Raw genomic sequence first — 20,513 nt, 5'->3', positions numbered from 1 at the left:
GATACATTTCGGGGTTTTAAACCAGCAAGGCCTCTATGGCACTCTTGAGCGCCTCAGGCTTGGTGGCAGGTGCATAACGCTTGACGCTTTGCCCGTCCCGGCCAATCAAGAACTTGGTGAAGTTCCACTTGATTCCTTGAGAACCCAACAACCCCGGCGCACGTTTTTTTAACTGAACAAACAGCGGGTGGGCGTTGCTGCCATTGACTTCAACCTTCTTGAACAATGGAAACGTCACGCCGAAGTTCAGCTCGCAAAAATCGGAAATAGCCGCTTCGTCGCCCGGCTCTTGCTGACCGAACTGATTACACGGAAACCCCAAAATCACCAGACCCTGATCTCTGTACTGCTGCCACAGCGCCTCAAGCCCTTTGTACTGTGGCGTAAACCCGCACTTGCTGGCGGTATTGACCACCAGCACTGCCTTGCCCGCGTAGTCAGCCAACGTTTTTTGCTCGCCGTTCAAGGTGGTGCAGGGAATATTGAGCAGGTTGTCAGTCATGACGCAGCCTCGAAAATGCAAGATTAGTTGCGGGGCACCAGATCCAGGCACACCGAGTTAATGCAATAACGCAGCCCTGTAGGCGGTGGGCCATCCGGGAATACATGGCCCAGATGCGCATCACACTTGGCGCACACCACTTCGGTACGAATCATGCCGTGGCTCACATCCCGAATCTCGGTCATGGCACTGTCGCCAATTGGCTCGTAAAAACTGGGCCAACCGCATCCCGAGTCAAATTTTGCCTTTGAATCAAACAGCGGTTCATTGCAGCAAATGCAGTGATAGACCCCGTCGGTTTTAGTGCCGTTGTACTTGCCCGAAAACGGTCTTTCGGTGCCTTTGAGGCGGCACACGTTGTATTGCTCTGGATCGAGCATTGCCTTCCATTCGTCCAGGGTTTTGTTCAACTTTTGCATGGTTGGGCCTCTGTCACTGAAAAACCCCGACCGGTGGCTTTTCCGTGGGTCGGGCGGCACGTATGATTGCGCCTCGTTATGCGCCAGTCTGGCACCCGCTTTATCTGCATTCAAACGGATTATTGAAGCCAGGCGGAGTTCGCCACTGCGTGAAAACGCAGAATTTCCCAGTGCAGGCGTTCAAACCCTTGTCTGGATCGTTCATTTTCGGGATCACATCGCCATGCAGGTCAGCAAATCAAACAAGCTCGCCAACGTCTGTTATGACATTCGCGGCCCAGTGCTCAAGCACGCCAAACGTCTGGAAGAGGAAGGTCATCGCATCCTCAAGCTGAATATCGGCAACCCGGCGCCTTTTGGTTTTGAAGCGCCGGACGAAATCCTTCAGGACGTGATCCGCAATCTGCCGACCGCGCAAGGCTATAGCGACTCCAAAGGCCTGTTCAGTGCTCGTAAAGCAGTGATGCAGTACTACCAGCAAAAACAGGTCGAAGGTGTCGGCATCGAAGACATCTACTTGGGTAACGGCGTTTCCGAGCTGATCGTAATGTCGCTGCAGGCCCTGCTCAACAATGGCGACGAAGTGTTGGTGCCAGCACCGGACTATCCGCTGTGGACCGCAGCAGTTACGTTGGCAGGCGGCCACCCGGTGCACTACCTGTGCGACGAGCAGGCTAACTGGTTCCCGGATCTGGCCGACATCAAGGCCAAAATCACGCCAAACACCAAAGCAATGGTCATCATCAACCCGAACAACCCAACGGGCGCGGTGTACTCCAAAGAGGTGCTGCTGGGCATGCTCGAACTGGCGCGCCAGCATAATCTGGTGGTGTTCTCGGACGAGATCTACGACAAGATCCTCTACGATGATGCCGTGCACGTCTGCACGGCATCTCTGGCCCCTGACCTGCTGTGCCTGACCTTCAACGGCTTGTCAAAATCCTACCGGGTTGCGGGTTTCCGCTCTGGCTGGATCGCTATTTCCGGCCCCAAACACAACGCTCAAAGCTACATTGAAGGCATCGACATGTTGGCCAATATGCGCCTGTGTGCCAACGTGCCGAGCCAACACGCCATCCAGACCGCGCTAGGCGGCTACCAAAGTATCAATGACCTGGTGTTGCCGAACGGGCGTTTGCTCGAACAACGCAACCGCACGTGGGAGCTGCTTAACGACATCCCCGGCGTCAGCTGCGTCAAGCCGATGGGCGCGCTGTATGCCTTCCCGCGTATCGACCCAAAAGTTTGCCCAATCCTCAACGACGAAAAATTTGTTCTGGACTTGCTGCTCTCGGAAAAGCTTCTGGTTGTTCAGGGCACAGCGTTCAATTGGCCTTGGCCTGATCACTTCCGGGTTGTGACCCTGCCCCGCGTCGACGAGTTGGACATGGCCATCGGGCGTATCGGTAACTTCCTGAAATCCTATCGCCAGTAATTTCTCTGGATGCTGTGCGACGTATGAAAAGTCGCACAGCATGTGTCAAATGAAACATTCTTCACTCGCCGCTTTCTGTGCACATGCGGCGCTTCAAAAATACTTAAAAAACGCTAACCCCCTTTATCTGCTGGCTTCTCGTTGAACTTCCTGACAAATAAATCAGTCATTTCTTTTAGGAAAAATCACGCTTACGACTAGAATCAGCCTGTAGGACACAGTTTGAAATAGTCACCCGGTTGAATAGCCTGATCTAGCACCTTATATACCCGCATACGGCAACATCCCCAAGACGAGGAGATTCATACAACCATGATGCGCATCTTGCTGTTTTTGGCCACTAACCTGGCGGTCGTGCTGATTGCCAGCATCACCCTGAGCCTGTTTGGCTTTAACGGGTTCATGGCGGCCAACGGGGTTGATCTGAACCTCAGTCAGCTGTTGGTGTTCTGTGCAGTCTTTGGTTTCGCAGGGTCTTTGTTCTCGCTATTCATATCCAAATGGATGGCGAAAATGAGCACAAGCACCCAAGTGATTACTCAACCTCGTACCCGCCACGAACAATGGTTGATGCAAACCGTTGAGCAACTGTCCCGCGAAGCCGGGATAAAAATGCCTGAAGTGGGCATTTTTCCAGCCTACGAGGCTAACGCTTTTGCCACTGGCTGGAACAAGAACGATGCTTTGGTGGCGGTGAGTCAGGGCTTGCTTGAACGTTTCTCGCCCGACGAAGTAAAAGCCGTACTGGCTCACGAAATCGGTCACGTTGCCAATGGCGACATGGTGACCTTGGCGCTGGTACAAGGCGTGGTGAACACCTTTGTGATGTTCTTTGCCCGCATCATCGGCAACTTTGTCGATAAGGTGGTGTTCAAGAACGATGAGGGCCGCGGTATTGCTTACTACGTGGCAACCATCTTTGCCGAACTGGTTTTGGGCTTCCTGGCCAGCGCGATCGTGATGTGGTTCTCGCGCAAACGTGAGTTCCGGGCTGACGAAGCAGGCGCACAGCTTGCGGGCACTGCGGCCATGATTGGCGCCCTCCAGCGCCTGCGCTCTGAGCAAGGCCTGCCGGTGCACATGCCCGACACCTTGGCAGCCTTTGGCATTAATGGCGGCCTCAAACAAGGCTTGGCACGCATGTTCATGAGCCATCCTCCACTGGAAGAACGCATTGATGCATTGCGCCGTCGCGGTTAATCACACGGCACTCAAAAAGGGCGACTGAGGTCGCCCTTTTTCATACCTGCATCTCTTAGAGCTTTTGCAGGCGGTAAGCTCGCTCCACCAATCGAGTGGCACCGCCTTTGAGGAACTTCCAGCTTTTGCCGAGGATGTCCGGCTGCTCCACAATATCCAAACGCCAGTCAGCTCCCAGCAATTGCTGCACCTGCTCATGAGGCACAGAAAATGGGGGGCCATCCATCTCGGACTGGTTGTAATCGAGTGTGATCAGCAAGCCTTTGCAGCCTTGGGGCACTATGCGCGTCAAATGCTGCGCGTACGCTTCACGCATTTCTGACGGTAATGCAATCATTGCAGCACGGTCATACAACCCCGCACACGTCGCCACATCAGTCGCAGCCAGCGCAAAAAAGTCGCCACACATCAATGTCACTGGCCCGGCCTCATACACCTTGAAGCCTTCGCACTGACTCACTTGAGGCTCAATGTTGTGTTCGCGAAAAAAAGCCTCCACGGCCGCCTGAGACAGCTCAACACCCAGCACCTCATAGCCCTGAGACGCTAGCCAGCTTACATCCAGGCTTTTCCCACACAAAGGCACCAGCACGCGCCCGCCCTGCGCCACCCCAAGCTCAGGCCACCAGCGTTGCAGATAAGGGTTGACCTCTTCGAGGTGAAAACCAATCTGGTTACGTTCCCAACGGTCGTGCCAAAATTCGGGCTGCATGATTCACCTTTAAATTCGATAGGTAAGCACTAAAACTTATATTGGATTTAGATCAATGCCGAGTTGAAGATGGGTCATCTTAACCTTGAGGACCCTGCTCATGCTGCCTAGCCTGTTTATTTCTCACGGCTCCCCCATGCTGGCGCTCGAACCCGGCGCCAGCGGCCCGGCGCTCAGGCGCTTGGCCGAAGAGCTGCCACGTCCAAAAGCGATCATCGTGGTATCCGCGCACTGGGAAAGCCCTGAATTGATGGTCACCAGCCACCCCAATCCGGACACTTGGCACGACTTTGGTGGTTTTCCGCCCTCGCTATTCGCCGTGCAATACCCCGCACCCGGCGACCCCGCCTTGGCAGCTCGCATTGTTGAGCAACTGGCTACCAATGGCTTAGCGGCGCAATTCAACGCCGAACGGCCTTTTGACCACGGCGCTTGGGTGCCCCTGTCGCTGATGTACCCTGCGGCCGACATCCCGGTTGTGCAAGTCTCGATTCCCAGCCACCTCGGCCCTTTACGCCAGACTCAGGTTGGCCGTGCGCTGTCGGCTTTGCGCAGCGAGGGTATCTTGCTTATCGGCTCCGGGAGCATCACCCACAACCTGCGCGAACTGGACTGGCAGGCCAGCCCAGAAAGCGTAGAGCCTTGGGCCAAAGCCTTTCGCGACTGGATGATTGAAAAGCTCGCCACCTATGACGAAACAGCATTGCACGCTTACCGCCAACAAGCCCCCTTTGCCGTGCGTAGCCACCCAAGCGACGAACACCTGCTGCCGTTGTATTTCGCCCGTGGCGCGGGGGGCAAATTCAGCATCGCCCATGCGGGCTGGACGATGGGCGCACTGGGCATGGACATCTATCGGTTTGACTAACGCCTCGCGCATTCTTCTGATGGCATGAATACGCTCACGATCACACGCCGAATTTCAGGCAAAAAAAATCCCCGAACCAGTCGGGGATTTTTTTAGAGATTAATCACTGCAACAGTGATTAATCTTCGCGGTAGCGGCGCAGCTTAAGCTGCTTACCGGCAACGCGGGTATCTTTCAGCTTGGCCAGCAGTTTTTCCAGGCCATCTTCCGGCAGTTCTACCAAGCTGAAGCTATCACGCACCTGAATGCGACCGATTGCTTCACGTGCCAGACCACCCTCGTTGAGGATAGCGCCCAGCAGGTTTTTGGCAGCGATACCATCACGCGCACCCAGCGCGGTACGGCAACGAGCACGGCCTTCAGCCAATGGAACCGGAGCACGACGCTCGCGATCACCACGCTCAGGACGGTCACCGCTACGCTCGGAACGCTCACGCGGTGCGCTGTTCGGCACCAGTGGGCGGTCACGCTCGATAGCAGCCAGCGTCAGTGCCTGACCATTGGTCGCTTTGCGCAACAGAGCAGCGGCCAATGCACGTGGGCTGCAACCGATATCGGCAATCAGGCGATCCAGCAGATCACCGTGAGTCGATTCAGCGTCAGCAACCAGCGGCGTCAGGCTGTTGGTCAACTTCTTGATGCGAGCATCGAGAACAGCTTGAGCATCCGGCAGGCGGACTTCAGCTACCTTTTGACCCGTTACACGCTCAATGACTTGCAGCATGCGGCGCTCGCGAGGCGTTACCAGCAACAGCGCACGACCTTCGCGACCTGCACGGCCAGTACGGCCGATACGGTGAACGTAGGACTCTGGATCGTAAGGCATGTCAACGTTGAATACGTGGGTGATACGTGGAACGTCAAGACCACGAGCAGCAACGTCGGTCGCCACAACGATGTCCAGACGGCCATCCTTGAGGGATTCGATTACACGCTCACGTTGGTTCTGAGCAATGTCACCGTTCAGCGCAGCAGCTTTATAGCCTTTGGCTTCCAGGGCACTTGCCAGATCCAGGGTCGCTTGCTTGGTACGCACGAACATGATCAGGGCGTCGAAATCTTCGACTTCCAGCAGGCTCAATACAGCCGAGGTCTTCTGGTCAGCGTGAACCAACAGGTGAGCCTGTTCGATCGCGGTAACGGTCTGAGTCTTGGTCTGAATCTTTACGTGCTTCGGATCGCGCAGGTGGCGCTCAGCGATGGCACGGATCGATTGCGGCAAGGTCGCCGAGAACAATACGGTCTGGCGGGTTTCCGGCATGGCCTTGAAGATAACTTCCAGGTCGTCCATGAAGCCCAGTTTGAGCATTTCATCAGCTTCGTCGAGAACCAAGTGGTTCACGGTAGCCAGTACTTTTTCGTCGCGACGCAGGTGGTCGCACAGACGGCCCGGAGTGGCGACAACGATCTGTGCGCCATTACGGATTGCTTTCAATTGTGGGCCCATCGGCGCGCCGCCGTAGACAGCCACAACAGTTACGCCCGGCATTTGCTTGGCGTAGGTTTCGAAAGCGGTTGCAACTTGTAGCGCCAACTCACGAGTTGGGGCCAGGATCAGAGCTTGCGGCTCGCGCTTGGACGGATCAATGCGGTGCAGAATTGGCAGTGCGAAAGCGGCGGTTTTACCCGTACCGGTTTGCGCCTGACCAATCATGTCGTGACCGGCTAAGATGATCGGAATCGATTGCTGTTGAATAGCCGAAGGCTCTTCATAGCCAGTAGCGACTACTGCTGCAACGATATTAGGATGGAGTTCAAGAGCGGCGAAGCCGCCGATTTCCTGGGTCATGGGTCTGCCTCTGAGTGCATCCGCAAAGACCCATGCTCCAAAGCTGCGCATGCCGTGTTAAGACTCAAGAGTCGCCCTGGCAGCTTTGTCGGCGGGGATTTGCGAAAACGTTTAAATGAATGGAGCGTTCAGGGTTGTCCGCGAAACGGACGAGCAGCCGAAGCGTGCTTCGGGAAATGCGACACCTAAACGTGGCCCGGCTAAAGGCCGGCGCGCACTATACCGGATTTCTCAGAAAAAAGAAGCGCTTTTTTAAGACAAATACGCCTGTACGCCTCTGCAGGCTGGGCTTTGAGGATATTTATAGCGGCAAAAAAAGGTTTAACGCCCGCCCGCTGTGGCCCGAACGCTAAAACGATTCATCATTTGGCTTCAGGTGGCAGGCCGAATCACCTTGATCAACGAGTCCAGCGAATAGCCCAGCCGGGGCGCAAGGGCTTGGGCACGGGCTGTCAGCTCTTCAATATCAAGGGTTTGATCGAGATCGGCGGGCACCATCAAGATCACGTTGCCCTCCTTCACGGGCAGCTCCCAGTAATGGCGGTGGTACAGCCCTCGCAGCAAGGCGGCACCCAATGGTTTGCCATCGTCCGTGGCCCATTGATTGATGATCAACCACCCGTTGGGGTTGAGCTTTTTTTGGCAATTTTCAAGAAAGCTCCAGGCCAGATGGCCCGAGGCAGGCCCAAGGTCGTTATAGAGGTCAACGAACACAAGGTCCGCCGACTCTGCCGTTTCGAGCAGCTCAAGGGCATCGCCAATGCGGATATACAGCCTCGGGTCGTCGTCCAGCCCCAGATACTCAATCGCCAAACGAGGCACATCGGGGCGCAGCTCAATAGCCTCAACATCATCAAGCGGTAAAAACTTGAGGCATGCCTGAGTCAGGGTTCCGGCCCCCAAACCCAAAAACAAGGCACTTTCAGGCGTTGAGTGGCACAACGCACCGATCAGCATGGCTCGGGTGTAGTCGTACTCCAGCCAGCTGGGATCAGCGGTGAACACACAACTTTGCTCGATCGCATCGCCAAATTCGAGAAAGCGGTAGTCTTCGACCTCCAGCACTCGAATCATGCCGAAGTCATCATGGACTTCAGCGAGCAGACGCTCCACGCGCTCCTCAGACATTTCCTCTCCTTGCTGCGACCCGGCTCTACCCGGCTATCGCACTAAAAACCAACCACTCGCCGCCGAGCAGAAAAGCGCGATTGTCGGCCATTGCAGCGCAGCAGGTCACGTACTAATTGCTGCTACCATGCGCCATCCCCCTCAATATTAGAGTCTGCGATGAGCCAACCCTGGAGCCCGGACAGCTGGCGTGCCTTGCCTATCCAGCAGCAACCTCACTACCCCGATGCAGCCCATTTGCTGCGAGTGGAACAAAGCTTGGCCAGTTATCCACCTCTGGTCTTTGCCGGCGAAGCCCGCGAGCTGCGCCGCCAGTTCGCCGAAGTCACCCAAGGCCGAGCGTTTCTGTTGCAGGGCGGCGACTGTGCCGAAAGCTTTGCTGAGTTTTCGGCGGCCAAAATTCGCGACACCTTCAAGGTGCTGCTGCAAATGGCCATTGTCATGACTTTTGCGGCGGGCTGCCCGGTGGTCAAGGTGGGGCGTATGGCCGGGCAATTCGCCAAGCCGCGCTCAGCCAACGATGAAACGATCAACGGCGTGACCTTGCCTGCCTATCGTGGCGATATCGTCAACGGTATCGGCTTCGACGAAAAAAGCCGCGTGCCAGACCCCGAACGCCTATTGCAGTCGTATCACCAGTCCACCGCCACCCTGAACCTGCTGCGCGCTTTTGCCCAAGGCGGCTTTGCTGACTTGCATCAGGTTCACAAGTGGAACCTGGACTTCATCGCCAACTCCGCGCTGGCTGAAAAATACAGCCAACTGGCCACTCGCATTGACGAAACATTGGCGTTTATGCGCGCCTGCGGTATGGACAGCTCGCCGCAACTGCGTGAAACCAGCTTTTTTACCGCCCACGAGGCGTTGCTGCTGAACTACGAAGAAGCCTTCGTGCGACGCGACAGCCTGACCAACGATTACTACGATTGCTCGGCCCACATGCTGTGGATTGGCGACCGCACGCGCCAGCTTGACGGCGCTCATGTCGAGTTCTTGCGCGGGGTGAACAACCCCATCGGGGTCAAAGTCGGACCAAGCATGAACACTGAAGAGTTGATCCGCCTGATCGACATCCTCAACCCTGACAACGACCCTGGCCGCCTTAACCTGATTGTGCGTATGGGCGCCAATAAAGTGGGTGATCACCTGCCACAATTGATTCGCGCCGTGGAAGGCGAAGGCAAGCAAGTGCTCTGGAGTTGCGATCCAATGCACGCCAACACCATCAAGGCCAGCAGCGGCTACAAGACCCGCGACTTTGCGCAGATTCTGGGCGAGGTGAAACAGTTCTTCCAAGTGCATGAAGCCGAAGGCAGTTACGCCGGCGGGATTCATATCGAGATGACCGGCCAAAACGTCACCGAGTGCATTGGCGGGGCAAGGCCTATTACTGAAGACGGCCTGTCAGATCGCTACCACACCCACTGCGACCCGCGCATGAACGCCGATCAATCTCTTGAGCTGGCGTTTTTGATTGCCGAAACGATGAAACAAGTTAAACGCTGACGTAAACCCGTGAGAGTTACCGAAGGCTGCGATCATTTGAGACCCACAGATCACAGCCTTCAGCGATTCCCACGGAGTCGTGGCCAAGCCTTACTTGTTAAACGGGTCATCCCAAAAAGCGCGGTGACTTTCGATTTCAATGTCTGCCCGGCTCAAGCCTAGATCCTTCAGCGCTGCATCACTGATTTGCCTCAACAGTGCGCGCTCTTGCGACAACTCATGCCAACGCATCAATCGCGCCACCCCTTGTTTTATCCAAGACGTATGACGGGCGGGCTGAGTTACGCCTACAAAACCTTTTTGACCTTTCATCGCTCAAGCCCTCGTTAGGAATGGCTCAAGTCTCAACTTCGGCATACGATCAATCCAACGAATGTTTCTTATGCGATACATCTGAGAGATTGATGAATGGCTGACTTCCCCAGTATCGATACCGACCTGCTGCGCACCTTCGTAGCGATCGCTGACCACGGTGGATTTACCCGCGCCGCTGAAGCCGTCAATCGCACACAGTCAGCGGTCAGCATGCAAATGAAACGACTGGAAGAAGACGTGCTGCAATGCGCCTTATTCCAGCGTGAGGGCCGCAGTGTCAGCCTGACCGCTGAGGGTCAGGTGCTATTGGGTTATGCACGGCGCATCCTCAAGCTGCACAGCGAGGTATTCAACACACTGCGCCAGCCGCAGATGGTGGGCACGATCAAGATCGGCTCGCCGGATGATTACGTGATGCGCTTTTTGCCAGGCATTTTGTCGCGCTTTGCCCAAGATTATCCGCTGATCAATGTTGAGGTTCATTGCGAACCATCCGCGCAACTGCTGCTGCGTAACGATCTGGACTTAACCATCGTCACTCGTAAACCAGGCAGCGAAAGGGGGCAAATCCTGCGCCAGGAGCGCTTTGTGTGGATGGTCGCCCACGGCTTCTCACCCCACGAGCAAACGCCTCTGCCGCTGGCAATGTTTAATACCGAATGCTTTTGCCGGGTTTGGGCCTGCAATGCGCTGGATGCCATGCAGCGCGACTACCGGGTGGCCTACACCAGCGCCAGCCTGGCCGCCATCAACGCAGTGGTCAGTACTGGGCTCGCAGTGACGGCCCAACTTGAAAGCCTGCTAACGCCAGACCTACGGATTATCGGCGAAGCCGAGCACCTGCCTCAGTTGCCCTCGGCCAGTATTGTGCTGCTGCGCAAACCCACTACCACGCCCTCTCCGATCATCGAGTGCTTTGCTCAATACATCGTTGATGGCTTCAAGCCTTGATTGCCAACAGACCCGCGCACGTCAGTAAAAAGCCGCAATACAAGCCACGCAACACACGCTCGGGCAAAGCATGAGCAACTTTGACGCCCCAACTGATGCTCAGCAAACCACCAATGGCCATTGGCACACCCATCAGCCAGTCAACCTCGCCATGCACCGCGTAGGTCAGCAAGGTAACGCTGGTGCTCGGCGCCGCTAACGCCAGCGACATGCCCTGCGCCACGACCTGCGAAGTCCCAAACACACTGGTCAGCACCGGGGCGGCCACCACGGCGCCACCTACCCCGAACAAACCGCCCGTAGTACCCGCCACAGCGCCCAACACCCCAAACCACGGCCAGCCATAGCGTGAGCCTGTTACTGGCTGTGCAGGCGAGCCGTAGAGCTTGATTACGTTGTAAAGGGTGACAACCAATAAAAAGCAGACAAAACCTCGGCGAATACTGCTCGCAGACAAACCAACGGCCAGCATTGCCCCGAGCCACGCAAAACAAAAACTCATCAGCACCAACGGCAAGGCCTGGCGCATATCGATGCGGTTGCGCTGGTTATAGCGATACAAGGCCACAAACACATTAGGCACAGACATCACCAACGCCGTGCCTTGTGCCAACTGCTGATCAAGACCAAGCCACAAACCCAGCACCGGGATCGCGATCAGGCCACCACCGATGCCAAACAAACCGCCCAAAGCCCCTAAAACGATGCCAAGCGCTGTGTACATTGCAAAATCGATCAGCATCATTGCCCCTCATTGTGTGTCGCCATGCTACCCAGTCATCTAGCAGCCGCAAAGCTCAAAACCGCACCTGCGGGGGCATTTTGATGGCAAAAAAAACCCGACGCGGGCGTCGGGCTTTTTTCATCGTGCGGTTAACGCAAGGTTTAAACCTTGGCGCGGCCCTTGTAGGAGCCACCTTCACGGGTGTCGATCTCGATCCAGTCGCCGATTTCAACGAAATCTGCAACGCTCAGCTCGGTACCGTTTTTCAGTTTGGCAGGCTTCATCACCTTGCCCGAAGTGTCGCCGCGAGCGGAACCTTCGGTGTAGTCAACCTGACGCACGATAGTGGTCGGCAGCTCTACGGAAACCAGACGGTCCTCGAAGAACACAGCTTCGCAAACGTCGGTCATGCCTTCTTCGATGAACGGCAGAACAGCTTCGATGTCTTCAGCGTTCAGCTCGTACATGGTGTAGTCAGTGGTGTCCATGAACGTGTAGGTGTCGCCGCTGATGAAGGACAGAGTCGCTTCTTTACGATCCAGAATCACGTCTTCGAGCTTGTCGTCAGCGCTGTAAACGATTTCAGTTTTGTAGCCAGTCAGCAGGTTTTTCAGCTTGGTCTTCATGATTGCGCTGTTACGACCGGACTTGGTGAATTCAGCTTTCTGAACCAACCAAGGGTCGTTTTCGAGCTTGATGACTGTGCCGGGTTTAAGCTCTTTACCAGTTTTCATTGCGAGTATCCGAATTTGGATTGAGATTTACAAAAATCTAGGCCGCGTATCATAGCCAATTTCGGTAAAACAGTACCAGCGCTTGCGCAAGATCGGCTTGCAATGACTGTTCTAGGCACCATCGTTCAGCATAAGCCGTGATCTCGGGCCAGTGCTCAAGCAGTGAATTCCAGCAAACGCCCATTTCTGTGCCCGCATTCCAGGCTTTCCACAGCTCGGTATAAGCCTTGGCAGCAGGCGGCGAAAGGCCTTTGACATACACGTCCAGAAACGCATTGAGTTTGATCCAGTGCGCGTCTTCTTCTTGCTGGTAGATGTGCCACAGCAGCGGACGCCCAGCCCATTGCGCACGCACAAATGAGTCTTCGCCGCGCACCGCATTGAAGTCGCAGCTCCACAACACACGGTCGTAATCTTCTTGGCGGACAAACGGCAAGGCCTGAACCGTCAGCGCACCCCGCTGCTCAACAGCCCCCAGCGCCAGCGCCTCCACCCCCAGCCAGCGCTGCAAGTCACCCATCACTCGCCCTTGCGGCACCAGTAGATGAGTAGGCACGCTGCCCGCGGCCATTGCATCTAGCCAACTGGCCAAACCTTGGTTTTCATAGGCGAACACTGAAATAAGCCGCGCATTGTCTGCCGGAAAAACCCCAAGTTCTTGCAAGAATTTGCGCCGTGCCTGCGGGCTTGCCTGAAAAGCCTGACGGCGCGTCAACAAATCTGCTTCGCGTAATAAGCCGCCTGTACCCGCATCAAAACCTGGAAAAAAGAACATCCGCTTCAGACCGTCAGGCCGCATCGAAGGCAAACCATGACAACCACTGACCCAGTCTTCAGCGCTCAAGTACTCAAGATTGATCCACAAGGCAGGTTTTTCACGCGCCTTCATCGCCTGCAAATAGGCGTCTGGCAGCTTGCATGCAAAAGCTTCGATGACCACGCCTGCAACCTCTACAGGCACCCACGTTTTGGGCCACTGACGCACCTCAACACCCTGCTGCCATTGCTGCTCAGCACTACCATCAGCCTCAGGGCACAGCGGCACAAAGGCTTGCAAGTCATCCACCCACAACCTTACAGACACCTGATGTTCAGCCACCAATTGGCGAGCCAAACGCCAAGTCACACCAATGTCGCCGTAGTTATCGACCACACTGCAAAAAATATCCCAGGAGGCTTTCATTCCGGGCTCCAACATTCAAAGGGCTGATTGTCCGCATAAATCAACGCGCACAGAAGAGTTAAGGCGGATTAATCTTGCGCACATGCGTGCGACAATCGCCGCGCCCCACCCCGTGTATGCCAGGAGGTTGCCATGCCCGCTCGTCCAATCATCCGCCGCCGGTTGTCTGTTGCACTCAACCCGCTGACATTAATGGGCTCTATTGCTCTGGGATTGTGGCTGGGATTTGTCGCCATTGCGCTAACGCTCTGGCTGGTCTATCGCGTTGTCGGCCCTGCCCCGTTCGCGCCTCTGGCCACCATTTTGCAACCACTGGCACCCTCCCAAACCGCAGAGCAACCCACAGCGCCCACCAACGTGATGTTTGAGCAGTACCAGCAAAACCTGTATCAGAACGAGCAACAACAGCGACTGGAACACGCACGCAGCAGCTATCGCAACTTGTCCAACCCAACGTGTCAATTCTGGCTACAGCAAGACCAGAACGCGCCCACCGACAAAAGCCGCGCCAATGTGCTGCGCTTCTGTAACTAACCCGACGCTGATTAGCCAAGACTTATGAACAAGACCGCCGTTTACCACCTCATGCTGGAAAAGCTCAAAATCGACCTTGATGTACTCCAGCGCGCCGCACAAACCGCGTACGAAGCCGCCACCCACGAAGAAAACGTCGCCGAGAACAAGTACGACACCCTGGGTTTGGAGGCGTCTTATCTGGCGACAGGGCAAGCACGCCGAGTGGAAGAGATTCGTCAGGCACTCAAAAGCTGCCAGGCAATGACCCTTGGAGCGTTCAACGCTGCGTTGGGCATTCAGGTCGGCGACTTGATTCACCTGGAGGCCGAAAACGGTGGTGAGCAGTGGCTATTTTTGGCCCCGGATGGCGCCGGGCTAAAACTCAGTCTCGACGCACAAGCCGTAACGGTCATTACGGCGCGCTCACCACTGGGCGCGGCTCTGCTGGGCAAGCAGCAAGATGATGAAGTGATGATCAATGTCGGCGCAGTGGTGCAGGGCTTTACCGTCTGCGAGGTTAAGTAACCGCTATTTGGCAGCAGCCATCAGCCGGTTAACTTCACTGCGCACCATGTTGGCGTATTCCGGTGGCGACATGGCGTCCAGCTCGGAGCGCACCCACTCTGCCCACTTGCCCTTACGCTTGGCGCGCTCTCCAAACAAGCGCGCCGCATCGCCCTTGGCCTTGCCCAAGTTGCTCTGCCAAAGGTCAAACAGGCGGGACTTTTCATCTTCAAGCGCAGCACGCTCAGCGAGGGGCCTATTGGCGAGATTGAAGCTCATGAGATTTTCCTGCGGCGTAATTTGGGTGACATCTTACACCTTAGAAAGAAGTGCCTCAGTCTGGTTTTTAACTACGCTCTTACCCCAGACCCACAGTTCGCACAAAAATAGATGCAACTTTTTAGCATGGGGTTGACTCCATTACTCATCATCCTTTCACCTGCAAGGAGTACCACAATGGCTCGAAAAAACGCCGTACAAGCTGCTGAAGATCAAATCAAGGATCAAGCGTTCAGCGAGCTGCAAGAGCTGATTGCCGAATCTGACAAGCTGCTTAAAGACAGCGCGTCACTGATCGGCGAAGAAGGCGAAACCCTGCGTGCACAGGTCGGCCTCAAGCTTAAGCAAGCGCTGGACTCAGTCAATAACGTGCGTGAGCGCAGCAAGCCTGTGGTCGATGCGACCGAGAATTACATTGGCGGCCACCCTTGGCAGACCGTTGCTATATCCGCAGGCTTCGGCTTAGTGGTTGGCCTGTTGCTGGGTCGTCGCAACTAGTCGCGCTTTAGGTCTCTGCATTCAAATCACTGAATACAGAGCCTGGCTACACGCAAAGCCTCTTGCTGTCGCGGCAAGAGGCTTTGTTGTTTAAAAATTAAAATCGCCGACATATTCAGTGACATACGGCGCAAGCATTCCTGATACTTCGCGGCATTCCTTATGCCAATGAGACAGTCAATGTCCGCCTCCACCGCTGTACACAAGCCTTTAAGTACTGCCCTGATCCTACTGATGGCTACCGCCACCGGCCTGGCCGTTGCCAGCAACTATTACGCCCAACCCTTGCTGCATACCATCGCCCAGCAACTGGGCTTGAGCATGAGCAGCGCGGGCACGGTAGTGATTACCGCGCAACTGAGCTATGGCGCCGGGCTACTGTTGCTGGTGCCCTTGGGCGACATGTTTGAACAACGCCGATTAATCGTCACCATGACTGTGCTCAGCGCTCTGGGGTTGTTGCTAAGTGCTTTTGCGCCTTCATTGACGTGGCTTTTGTTGGGCACGGCCATGACCGGGTTATTTTCGGTGTCGGCTCAAGTGCTGGTTCCAATGGCGGCAAGCCTCACCGACCCACAAAGCCGAGGCCGCGTAGTCGGGACATTAATGAGCGGTTTACTGCTGGGCATTTTGCTGGCCCGCACGGTCGCTGGCGCGTTGTCGTCTGCGGGTGACTGGCGAACCATTTATCTCCTGGCAGCAGCGCTGATGCTTATCAGCGCCATCGCTCTGTATTTCGCCCTGCCCAACCATCACCACAGTGCAGGCCTGAGCTACCCGAAGTTACTGGGGTCTGTGTTCAAACTGTTTATAGAGGAGCCCGTACTGCGTTTGCGCTCGATTCTGGGCCTGCTGACCTTCTCGTTATTTGCCTTGTTCTGGACACCGCTGGCCTTTTTACTGGCCGTGCCACCCTACAGCTATTCAGATGCCGTCATCGGACTGTTTGGCCTGGCTGGCGCCGTCGGCGCGGTGGCAGCGAACTGGGCCGGACGCATGGCTGATCGCGGCAAAGGTCAAATGGCAACCACCGTTGGCTTGCTTGTGCTGCTGGCGTGCTGGCTGCCAATGACATTCGCCGGGCACTCATTAATCGCCTTGTTGATCGCAGTACTGGCCCTGGATTTTGCTGTGCAACTGGTCCACGTCAGCAATCAAAACGCTGTATTTCAAGTCCGCCCGGCTGCTCGCAATCGCCTGAACGCCGGGTATATCACCTGCTATTTCATAGGTGGGGCTTTAGGCTCTTTAGTGGGCGCACAAACGTACCCGGTTTATGGCTGGGACGGCATCGTCATTGTCGGCGCAGTGATTGCGACATTGACCTTGGCGGTGTGGGCCTTTGCCCTGCAACGTGACAGCAAACGGCTACCTGTCGGCTAACCGATTATCTGGCGCTTTTCATCACTTGGCTAACTCGCTAGCATGCGAGAAACGCCCTGACGACGGCCCGCCCCTGCTGGCCGTCCTAACGATCCGAGACGCCGTATGATCCCTAAAGAATCCCGAAACGAACTGGCCCTGGATACCTTCATCAAGGCGCACCCTCACCTGCTCGAAGAAATGAAAGAACTGAGCGCCGAAGACCGCCAACAACAGATTTTGTGGGCCTTTGAAGATGAGGCTCAAAGCCGAGGCCTCGAGGCATGGGAATTGGCACTGGAACTGATCGCCCGCTCCCCCGAAGAACTCAAAGCCATGCGCCTGGAAGTCCATCAGGAAGTCGCCGAAGCCCTGGACATGAGCTGGGAAGAGTACTGCGGGTTCAACGACATCGTTGTTTAAGCGTTGCTTCTCAAAAGCGGTGTGACGATTGAAACCCAGCCGTTACACCACTGATATCGCAAGCACCCCATACTCGTGACTACTGCAACAAGACACCTTCATCACCTTTGTGATGAGCCTATACCAACTTCTTGGCCATCTGTAGGTGCATCTCAAGTTTGGGCAGGTACTTCTCTGCAAATGCCTTCAGCTCTGGCGACTCAGATTGGCTCGCCTGCTGTTTAAACAGAGCAATTGCCTGCTCATGCACCTTCACTTCATTGGCGGCATAAGCCGTATCAAAGGAATCGCCTTCTTGCACTTCAAGCATCATTTGTTTGGCTTTGCTGAGGATTTCTTCTTGAGCAGCAACCGCTAACCCCAACTTTTGCGCGATCTCCTTGAGGTCGCGATTGGCATCGGTGTGATCTTTAATCATCTCGACGGCATGACTTTCGATGTCCGTCGAAGACGTTTTACCAATCGCCAGACGACTGGTTTCAATCTCTGCAATCCCTGCCGCAGACGCCTCATCCACAAAGTCAGCGGAGCTATCGGCCACAGCAGCGCCCGCCATGAGCACTGCCAAAACAAAAGCACACCCGCCAAAAAAACGCTTAGGGGCAATCGGGGTGTTCATAACGTCCTCCTGAAAAAGGCAGGTTTATTCCCTGCACAAAATCAGAAGGCCCGAAATGATAAAGGTTTAGAAAAAGGGGGAAAGACTGACGAGCGGTTGCCTGCATTGGCTACCAAATCAGCGTTTGCGCAATTTGAATGGCCTCTTCTCCGGCTGTGTCGCGACTCATAAAGGCGCCTGCATTAACAACCGCTACCCCTTGCTGTTCTCGTTTCAGAACGCCATTGCTCCGGGAACAAGCTTCGCCACCTGCTTGCAGCCGTAAAGAAATGATTTAGTCCGCAGGCAAAGTAAGGGGCTACGGCGCCTATCGGAGCTGAGGCACGTCAAATCCCCTAAAGAGCACCCCCGCGCTGAAATCCCCAGTTACCAAGTCACATTGACCCGAGCCGATATTGGGCGGCAACCTTCTCGGTTTATATGGACTCATACAGGGACTTCGCATGAAGAAGGACGATAAGGACGAGCCTTTTACAGACTCACTCTGGACTCAAAATCGCCCAAACGGTGGAGCTTCATTCGCAGCGTGGACCAAGCCCTCTGTACCCGAGCCTGTGTACATTCCAAAAGATGAATGGCCATCCCCCAAGGAACGCGCAGACCTGGTCTTCGCCAAGTCCTGCGTCTCTGAAAACTGGTGCAGCACGGATGCAGGAACGGCCATCGAGCCCGCCTCCAACTTTGGCAACATCATGGTCGTTGCCTCCATGCTTTTGCCTTCTGCGTCAGATGCAATTGCAATGGCCATCGGCGCTGATGCCGGACTAGCCCGTATTGCTGGCGGCGGCATCATGCAAAAGCGTATGACGTGGGCAATACGTGGCGCGGGAGGACCGGTTAGCGCTTTTATAATGGCCATGCTCCCCACCAAAATGGGCGACGGTACACTCCATACTGACGAACAACTGCGCAGCATGAGCAAGGCCACTACACGGGTGCGCTTTCAGTTCCGACGTGATGCCGAAGGCGTACTACAGATTTACGGCATTCACACCGGCACGTCAGGTGATGACTCAGTACGCATCGTGCAAGTGAAGTGGAACGCAACCAAGACTGCTATGGAGGCTGAGCTAAATGGGATCACCATCCTTTGGACGCCACCACACAGCTCTTCAGGCATGCCTCCACTGACTTACCCCGACGAAAGCGGCAAGCAACTGGGCACTATCCTCGTACACCCGATCCCGGGGAGCACGGACAGCCAGCTAGAAGGCCTTCCCGGCGACGACATTACAACCGACGACTGTATTCTGGTCTTCCCGGCAGAAACTGGCCTAAAGTCGCTGTATATCGTGTATGCGAAGCCGTTTGGTGGAGACCACAGCTATCACCCAGCACCAAAAGGATTAACGGCTTTCCCCGATGCAGTACGAGATACCCCTAAATCTAGCGTTCAAGGGGGCGGTAAAAAGCGGAGCCGCTGGAAAGACAAAAAAGGCAAGATTTACGAGTGGGATAGCCAGCATGGAGCCGTTGAAATATATGACAAACAAGGTAAACACTTAGGCGAGTTCGATCCCGACACTGGCGAGATGACTAAGACTCCAAAGCCAGGCCGAACAACACCAAAGTAAATGGAGAAACACATGTTCTTAGAAATCACAGGATTTCTTGCAGATGACAGCGAAGATAGCTCAATCAAATTTGAACTAGACGTGCAACCTGAGTTTGAAAAAGCAGTAATGGATATTCTAGGCTGGGAAAATTTAGCTGCCGAATGCGATGGCGAGCTGCCTTTGACCGATGAGCAAGTTCGCAAAATATCCTCAGCCATAAATGAACAACTGCCAATGACATTAGATATGTTTATCGGTGTACGAGCTTAATACCTTTCACTTACTGGACATGCCTAGGAGATGTACCAATGGGGAGGCAAGATCAGGCCGTAGACGTTATGGCGGCACTCGACCCCCCATCAACAGTGGCCTGATTTACTGCTTGGAGCTTTGCAGTTAGGGATTAATTGACCACTACAAGCAGGACTCAGTTAAGAACCATGAAATTTATCGTCGAAGCATTCGATAAAGAGAACGAATTTCTAGATTTTGAAGTTGTTCTGCCAGATGACTGCGAAGCCCAACTAGCCAAAATCATGAACGGGTCATCTCCACAGCGAGGTGATGAGGGCTACAACCTTAGCTGTAGAAGTCCCGACTTGATCTGACACCCCTCTTGAAAAAGAACGGGGCTACCGGGTTTGATGGTTGTGCGAGCAATCACCAACCCAAGAGGAGTAGCCCCGCATGAATCTTGTAAATCAACCGATTGTTAAGCACAAGTTGGGCTTGTTGAACCTGGCCGAGGAACTCGGTAACGTTTCACAGGCCTGCAAAATCATGGGCGTGTCGCGAGACACCTTCTATCGCTACCAGGAAGCCAAGGCGATCGGTGGAGTCGAAGCCCTGCTGCAAAAAGATCGCAGAAAACCAAACCTGAAAAACCGTGTCGATGAGGCTGTTGAACAACGCGTACTGGATTACGCCATTGAACAACCCGCCCACGGCCAAGTCCGTGTCAGCAATGAACTGCGTAAGCGTGGCACATTCGTCAGCCCTTCAGGCGTGCGTTCAATCTGGCTGCGCCATGAACTGGCGAACTTCAAACAGCGTCTTCGTGCGCTGGAAAAGCACGTTGCCACTACGGGTGCTGTCCTGACAGAAGCCCAGGTCGTTGCTCTGGAGAAAAAGCGCGATGACGATATCGCCTGCGGCGAAATCGAAACGGCCCATCCAGGCTGTCTTGGCTCCCAGGACACGTTTTACGTCGGCACCATGAAAGGCGTAGGCCGTATTTATCAGCAGACCTTCGTTGATACTTACAGCAAAGTCGCGCTTACCAAGCTCTAT

The 20,513-nt window shown here is 55.1% G+C and carries 24 protein-coding genes and 1 pseudogene; 14 read left to right on the top strand and 11 right to left on the bottom strand.

Annotated features, from left to right (window positions below; genetic code table 11):
- Nucleotides 1-16: 16 nt before the first annotated feature.
- Both ACZRJQ_RS07330 and msrB read right to left on the bottom strand, forming a co-directional pair.
- Nucleotides 17-502, bottom strand: coding sequence for a glutathione peroxidase (locus tag ACZRJQ_RS07330; RefSeq protein ID WP_463977706.1), 486 nt, complete (start codon nucleotides 500-502; stop codon nucleotides 17-19).
- Nucleotides 503-525: 23 nt separating this feature from the next.
- The gene (gene msrB, locus ACZRJQ_RS07325) at nucleotides 526-921 is read right to left on the bottom strand and encodes a peptide-methionine (R)-S-oxide reductase MsrB (protein ID WP_463977705.1); all 396 of its coding nucleotides are present in this window, start codon (nucleotides 919-921) and stop codon (nucleotides 526-528) included.
- A 223-nt stretch (nucleotides 922-1,144) separates the two neighbouring features.
- On the opposite strand from msrB, the gene ACZRJQ_RS07320 reads away from it, so the two are divergent.
- Nucleotides 1,145-2,356 (top strand): pyridoxal phosphate-dependent aminotransferase, encoded by a 1,212-nt coding sequence (locus ACZRJQ_RS07320; protein ID WP_463977704.1) that lies wholly within the window; start codon nucleotides 1,145-1,147, stop codon nucleotides 2,354-2,356.
- Between the two features lie 312 nt (nucleotides 2,357-2,668).
- Nucleotides 2,669-3,556: a protease HtpX gene (gene htpX, locus ACZRJQ_RS07315; protein ID WP_463977703.1), complete on the top strand. Its 888-nt coding sequence runs from the start codon at nucleotides 2,669-2,671 to the stop codon at nucleotides 3,554-3,556.
- A gap of 55 nt (nucleotides 3,557-3,611) precedes the next feature.
- Here htpX and ACZRJQ_RS07310 read toward each other — a convergent pair whose 3' ends face one another.
- Nucleotides 3,612-4,268: a thiopurine S-methyltransferase gene (locus tag ACZRJQ_RS07310; RefSeq protein WP_463977702.1), complete on the bottom strand. Its 657-nt coding sequence runs from the start codon at nucleotides 4,266-4,268 to the stop codon at nucleotides 3,612-3,614.
- 100 nt (nucleotides 4,269-4,368) lie between these two features.
- Between ACZRJQ_RS07310 and ACZRJQ_RS07305 the strand changes: the two genes are divergently transcribed.
- The gene (locus ACZRJQ_RS07305) at nucleotides 4,369-5,136 is read left to right on the top strand and encodes a DODA-type extradiol aromatic ring-opening family dioxygenase (RefSeq protein WP_463977701.1); all 768 of its coding nucleotides are present in this window, start codon (nucleotides 4,369-4,371) and stop codon (nucleotides 5,134-5,136) included.
- A gap of 118 nt (nucleotides 5,137-5,254) precedes the next feature.
- On the opposite strand, the pseudogene ACZRJQ_RS07300 reads toward ACZRJQ_RS07305, so the two are convergent.
- Together ACZRJQ_RS07300 and ACZRJQ_RS07295 are read right to left on the bottom strand one after the other, a co-directional pair.
- Nucleotides 5,255-6,959: pseudogene (locus tag ACZRJQ_RS07300) on the bottom strand (DEAD/DEAH box helicase).
- Between the two features lie 338 nt (nucleotides 6,960-7,297).
- Complete coding sequence (locus tag ACZRJQ_RS07295) at nucleotides 7,298-8,053, bottom strand: spermidine synthase (RefSeq protein WP_463977700.1); 756 nt, start codon at nucleotides 8,051-8,053, stop codon at nucleotides 7,298-7,300.
- A gap of 159 nt (nucleotides 8,054-8,212) precedes the next feature.
- On the opposite strand from ACZRJQ_RS07295, the gene ACZRJQ_RS07290 reads away from it, so the two are divergent.
- Complete coding sequence (locus ACZRJQ_RS07290; RefSeq protein ID WP_463977699.1) at nucleotides 8,213-9,559, top strand: class II 3-deoxy-7-phosphoheptulonate synthase; 1,347 nt, start codon at nucleotides 8,213-8,215, stop codon at nucleotides 9,557-9,559.
- A gap of 90 nt (nucleotides 9,560-9,649) precedes the next feature.
- Here ACZRJQ_RS07290 and ACZRJQ_RS07285 read toward each other — a convergent pair whose 3' ends face one another.
- Nucleotides 9,650-9,871, bottom strand: coding sequence for a DUF1127 domain-containing protein (locus ACZRJQ_RS07285; protein ID WP_463977698.1), 222 nt, complete (start codon nucleotides 9,869-9,871; stop codon nucleotides 9,650-9,652).
- 96 nt (nucleotides 9,872-9,967) lie between these two features.
- Here ACZRJQ_RS07285 and ACZRJQ_RS07280 point away from each other — a divergent pair, with 96 nt between their 5' ends.
- Nucleotides 9,968-10,825 carry a LysR substrate-binding domain-containing protein gene (locus tag ACZRJQ_RS07280; RefSeq protein ID WP_463977697.1) on the top strand — a complete coding sequence of 286 codons (858 nt, stop codon included), beginning with the start codon at nucleotides 9,968-9,970 and terminating at the stop codon, nucleotides 10,823-10,825.
- Here ACZRJQ_RS07280 and ACZRJQ_RS07275 read toward each other — a convergent pair.
- The 3 genes from ACZRJQ_RS07275 to earP form a co-directional block, all read right to left on the bottom strand.
- Nucleotides 10,815-11,567, bottom strand: coding sequence for a sulfite exporter TauE/SafE family protein (locus ACZRJQ_RS07275; RefSeq protein WP_463977989.1), 753 nt, complete (start codon nucleotides 11,565-11,567; stop codon nucleotides 10,815-10,817). The two genes, ACZRJQ_RS07280 and ACZRJQ_RS07275, sit on opposite strands and share 11 nt — an antisense overlap.
- Nucleotides 11,568-11,710: 143 nt before the next feature.
- On the bottom strand, nucleotides 11,711-12,283 hold the full coding sequence (locus tag ACZRJQ_RS07270; protein ID WP_463977696.1) for an elongation factor P: 573 nt from the start codon (nucleotides 12,281-12,283) through the stop codon (nucleotides 11,711-11,713).
- A 49-nt stretch (nucleotides 12,284-12,332) separates the two neighbouring features.
- A complete protein-coding gene (gene earP, locus ACZRJQ_RS07265; RefSeq protein WP_463977695.1) occupies nucleotides 12,333-13,466 on the bottom strand; it encodes an elongation factor P maturation arginine rhamnosyltransferase EarP in 1,134 nt (377 codons plus the stop codon).
- 132 nt (nucleotides 13,467-13,598) lie between these two features.
- Here earP and ACZRJQ_RS07260 point away from each other — a divergent pair, with 132 nt between their 5' ends.
- Complete coding sequence (locus ACZRJQ_RS07260) at nucleotides 13,599-14,000, top strand: hypothetical protein (protein WP_463977694.1); 402 nt, start codon at nucleotides 13,599-13,601, stop codon at nucleotides 13,998-14,000.
- A 24-nt stretch (nucleotides 14,001-14,024) separates the two neighbouring features.
- Nucleotides 14,025-14,507, top strand: coding sequence for a GreA/GreB family elongation factor (locus ACZRJQ_RS07255; RefSeq protein ID WP_463977693.1), 483 nt, complete (start codon nucleotides 14,025-14,027; stop codon nucleotides 14,505-14,507).
- A gap of 3 nt (nucleotides 14,508-14,510) precedes the next feature.
- Here ACZRJQ_RS07255 and ACZRJQ_RS07250 read toward each other — a convergent pair whose 3' ends face one another.
- Nucleotides 14,511-14,765, bottom strand: coding sequence for a hypothetical protein (locus ACZRJQ_RS07250; RefSeq protein ID WP_463977692.1), 255 nt, complete (start codon nucleotides 14,763-14,765; stop codon nucleotides 14,511-14,513).
- A gap of 177 nt (nucleotides 14,766-14,942) precedes the next feature.
- Here ACZRJQ_RS07250 and ACZRJQ_RS07245 point away from each other — a divergent pair, with 177 nt between their 5' ends.
- The 3 genes from ACZRJQ_RS07245 to ACZRJQ_RS07235 all read left to right on the top strand — a co-directional run bounded on the left by ACZRJQ_RS07245 (nucleotide 14,943) and on the right by ACZRJQ_RS07235 (nucleotide 17,048).
- On the top strand, nucleotides 14,943-15,263 hold the full coding sequence (locus ACZRJQ_RS07245; protein ID WP_463977691.1) for an ElaB/YgaM/YqjD family protein: 321 nt from the start codon (nucleotides 14,943-14,945) through the stop codon (nucleotides 15,261-15,263).
- A gap of 180 nt (nucleotides 15,264-15,443) precedes the next feature.
- The gene (locus ACZRJQ_RS07240; RefSeq protein WP_463977690.1) at nucleotides 15,444-16,646 is read left to right on the top strand and encodes an MFS transporter; all 1,203 of its coding nucleotides are present in this window, start codon (nucleotides 15,444-15,446) and stop codon (nucleotides 16,644-16,646) included.
- Between the two features lie 105 nt (nucleotides 16,647-16,751).
- The gene (locus ACZRJQ_RS07235; RefSeq protein ID WP_463977689.1) at nucleotides 16,752-17,048 is read left to right on the top strand and encodes a DUF6388 family protein; all 297 of its coding nucleotides are present in this window, start codon (nucleotides 16,752-16,754) and stop codon (nucleotides 17,046-17,048) included.
- A 118-nt stretch (nucleotides 17,049-17,166) separates the two neighbouring features.
- Here ACZRJQ_RS07235 and ACZRJQ_RS07230 read toward each other — a convergent pair whose 3' ends face one another.
- Nucleotides 17,167-17,667: a DUF4142 domain-containing protein gene (locus ACZRJQ_RS07230; protein ID WP_463977688.1), complete on the bottom strand. Its 501-nt coding sequence runs from the start codon at nucleotides 17,665-17,667 to the stop codon at nucleotides 17,167-17,169.
- 443 nt (nucleotides 17,668-18,110) lie between these two features.
- Between ACZRJQ_RS07230 and ACZRJQ_RS07225 the strand changes: the two genes are divergently transcribed.
- The 4 genes from ACZRJQ_RS07225 to ACZRJQ_RS07210 form a co-directional block, all read left to right on the top strand.
- On the top strand, nucleotides 18,111-19,241 hold the full coding sequence (locus tag ACZRJQ_RS07225; RefSeq protein WP_463977687.1) for a colicin E3/pyocin S6 family cytotoxin: 1,131 nt from the start codon (nucleotides 18,111-18,113) through the stop codon (nucleotides 19,239-19,241).
- 12 nt (nucleotides 19,242-19,253) lie between these two features.
- Nucleotides 19,254-19,493: a pyocin S6 family toxin immunity protein gene (locus ACZRJQ_RS07220; protein WP_463977686.1), complete on the top strand. Its 240-nt coding sequence runs from the start codon at nucleotides 19,254-19,256 to the stop codon at nucleotides 19,491-19,493.
- A 170-nt stretch (nucleotides 19,494-19,663) separates the two neighbouring features.
- Nucleotides 19,664-19,831, top strand: coding sequence for a DUF7683 domain-containing protein (locus ACZRJQ_RS07215; protein WP_463977685.1), 168 nt, complete (start codon nucleotides 19,664-19,666; stop codon nucleotides 19,829-19,831).
- 79 nt (nucleotides 19,832-19,910) lie between these two features.
- Nucleotides 19,911-20,513, top strand: a 603-nt coding sequence (locus ACZRJQ_RS07210; RefSeq protein ID WP_463977684.1) for a helix-turn-helix domain-containing protein, incomplete at its 3' end; no start/stop codon positions are given.

Source organism: Pseudomonas sp. E315 (assembly GCF_055406205.1).
The sequence above is the reverse complement of the archived record's forward strand: the minus strand, read 5'-3'. Positions and strand labels throughout refer to the sequence as shown.

Bases quoted from the DNA above. Each gene is read 5' to 3' on its own strand.
- ACZRJQ_RS07330 (WP_463977706.1), bottom strand. From the start codon at position 502: ATGACTGACAACCTGCTCAATATTCCCTGCACCACCTTGAACGGCGAG.
- msrB (WP_463977705.1), bottom strand. From the start codon at position 921: ATGCAAAAGTTGAACAAAACCCTGGACGAATGGAAGGCAATGCTCGAT.
- ACZRJQ_RS07320 (WP_463977704.1), top strand. From the start codon at position 1,145: ATGCAGGTCAGCAAATCAAACAAGCTCGCCAACGTCTGTTATGACATT.
- htpX (WP_463977703.1), top strand. From the start codon at position 2,669: ATGATGCGCATCTTGCTGTTTTTGGCCACTAACCTGGCGGTCGTGCTG.
- ACZRJQ_RS07310 (WP_463977702.1), bottom strand. From the start codon at position 4,268: ATGCAGCCCGAATTTTGGCACGACCGTTGGGAACGTAACCAGATTGGT.
- ACZRJQ_RS07305 (WP_463977701.1), top strand. From the start codon at position 4,369: ATGCTGCCTAGCCTGTTTATTTCTCACGGCTCCCCCATGCTGGCGCTC.
- ACZRJQ_RS07295 (WP_463977700.1), bottom strand. From the start codon at position 8,053: ATGTCTGAGGAGCGCGTGGAGCGTCTGCTCGCTGAAGTCCATGATGAC.
- ACZRJQ_RS07290 (WP_463977699.1), top strand. From the start codon at position 8,213: ATGAGCCAACCCTGGAGCCCGGACAGCTGGCGTGCCTTGCCTATCCAG.
- ACZRJQ_RS07285 (WP_463977698.1), bottom strand. From the start codon at position 9,871: ATGAAAGGTCAAAAAGGTTTTGTAGGCGTAACTCAGCCCGCCCGTCAT.
- ACZRJQ_RS07280 (WP_463977697.1), top strand. From the start codon at position 9,968: ATGGCTGACTTCCCCAGTATCGATACCGACCTGCTGCGCACCTTCGTA.
- ACZRJQ_RS07275 (WP_463977989.1), bottom strand. From the start codon at position 11,567: ATGCTGATCGATTTTGCAATGTACACAGCGCTTGGCATCGTTTTAGGG.
- ACZRJQ_RS07270 (WP_463977696.1), bottom strand. From the start codon at position 12,283: ATGAAAACTGGTAAAGAGCTTAAACCCGGCACAGTCATCAAGCTCGAA.
- earP (WP_463977695.1), bottom strand. From the start codon at position 13,466: ATGAAAGCCTCCTGGGATATTTTTTGCAGTGTGGTCGATAACTACGGC.
- ACZRJQ_RS07260 (WP_463977694.1), top strand. From the start codon at position 13,599: ATGCCCGCTCGTCCAATCATCCGCCGCCGGTTGTCTGTTGCACTCAAC.
- ACZRJQ_RS07255 (WP_463977693.1), top strand. From the start codon at position 14,025: ATGAACAAGACCGCCGTTTACCACCTCATGCTGGAAAAGCTCAAAATC.
- ACZRJQ_RS07250 (WP_463977692.1), bottom strand. From the start codon at position 14,765: ATGAGCTTCAATCTCGCCAATAGGCCCCTCGCTGAGCGTGCTGCGCTT.
- ACZRJQ_RS07245 (WP_463977691.1), top strand. From the start codon at position 14,943: ATGGCTCGAAAAAACGCCGTACAAGCTGCTGAAGATCAAATCAAGGAT.
- ACZRJQ_RS07240 (WP_463977690.1), top strand. From the start codon at position 15,444: ATGTCCGCCTCCACCGCTGTACACAAGCCTTTAAGTACTGCCCTGATC.
- ACZRJQ_RS07235 (WP_463977689.1), top strand. From the start codon at position 16,752: ATGATCCCTAAAGAATCCCGAAACGAACTGGCCCTGGATACCTTCATC.
- ACZRJQ_RS07230 (WP_463977688.1), bottom strand. From the start codon at position 17,667: ATGAACACCCCGATTGCCCCTAAGCGTTTTTTTGGCGGGTGTGCTTTT.
- ACZRJQ_RS07225 (WP_463977687.1), top strand. From the start codon at position 18,111: ATGAAGAAGGACGATAAGGACGAGCCTTTTACAGACTCACTCTGGACT.
- ACZRJQ_RS07220 (WP_463977686.1), top strand. From the start codon at position 19,254: ATGTTCTTAGAAATCACAGGATTTCTTGCAGATGACAGCGAAGATAGC.
- ACZRJQ_RS07215 (WP_463977685.1), top strand. From the start codon at position 19,664: ATGAAATTTATCGTCGAAGCATTCGATAAAGAGAACGAATTTCTAGAT.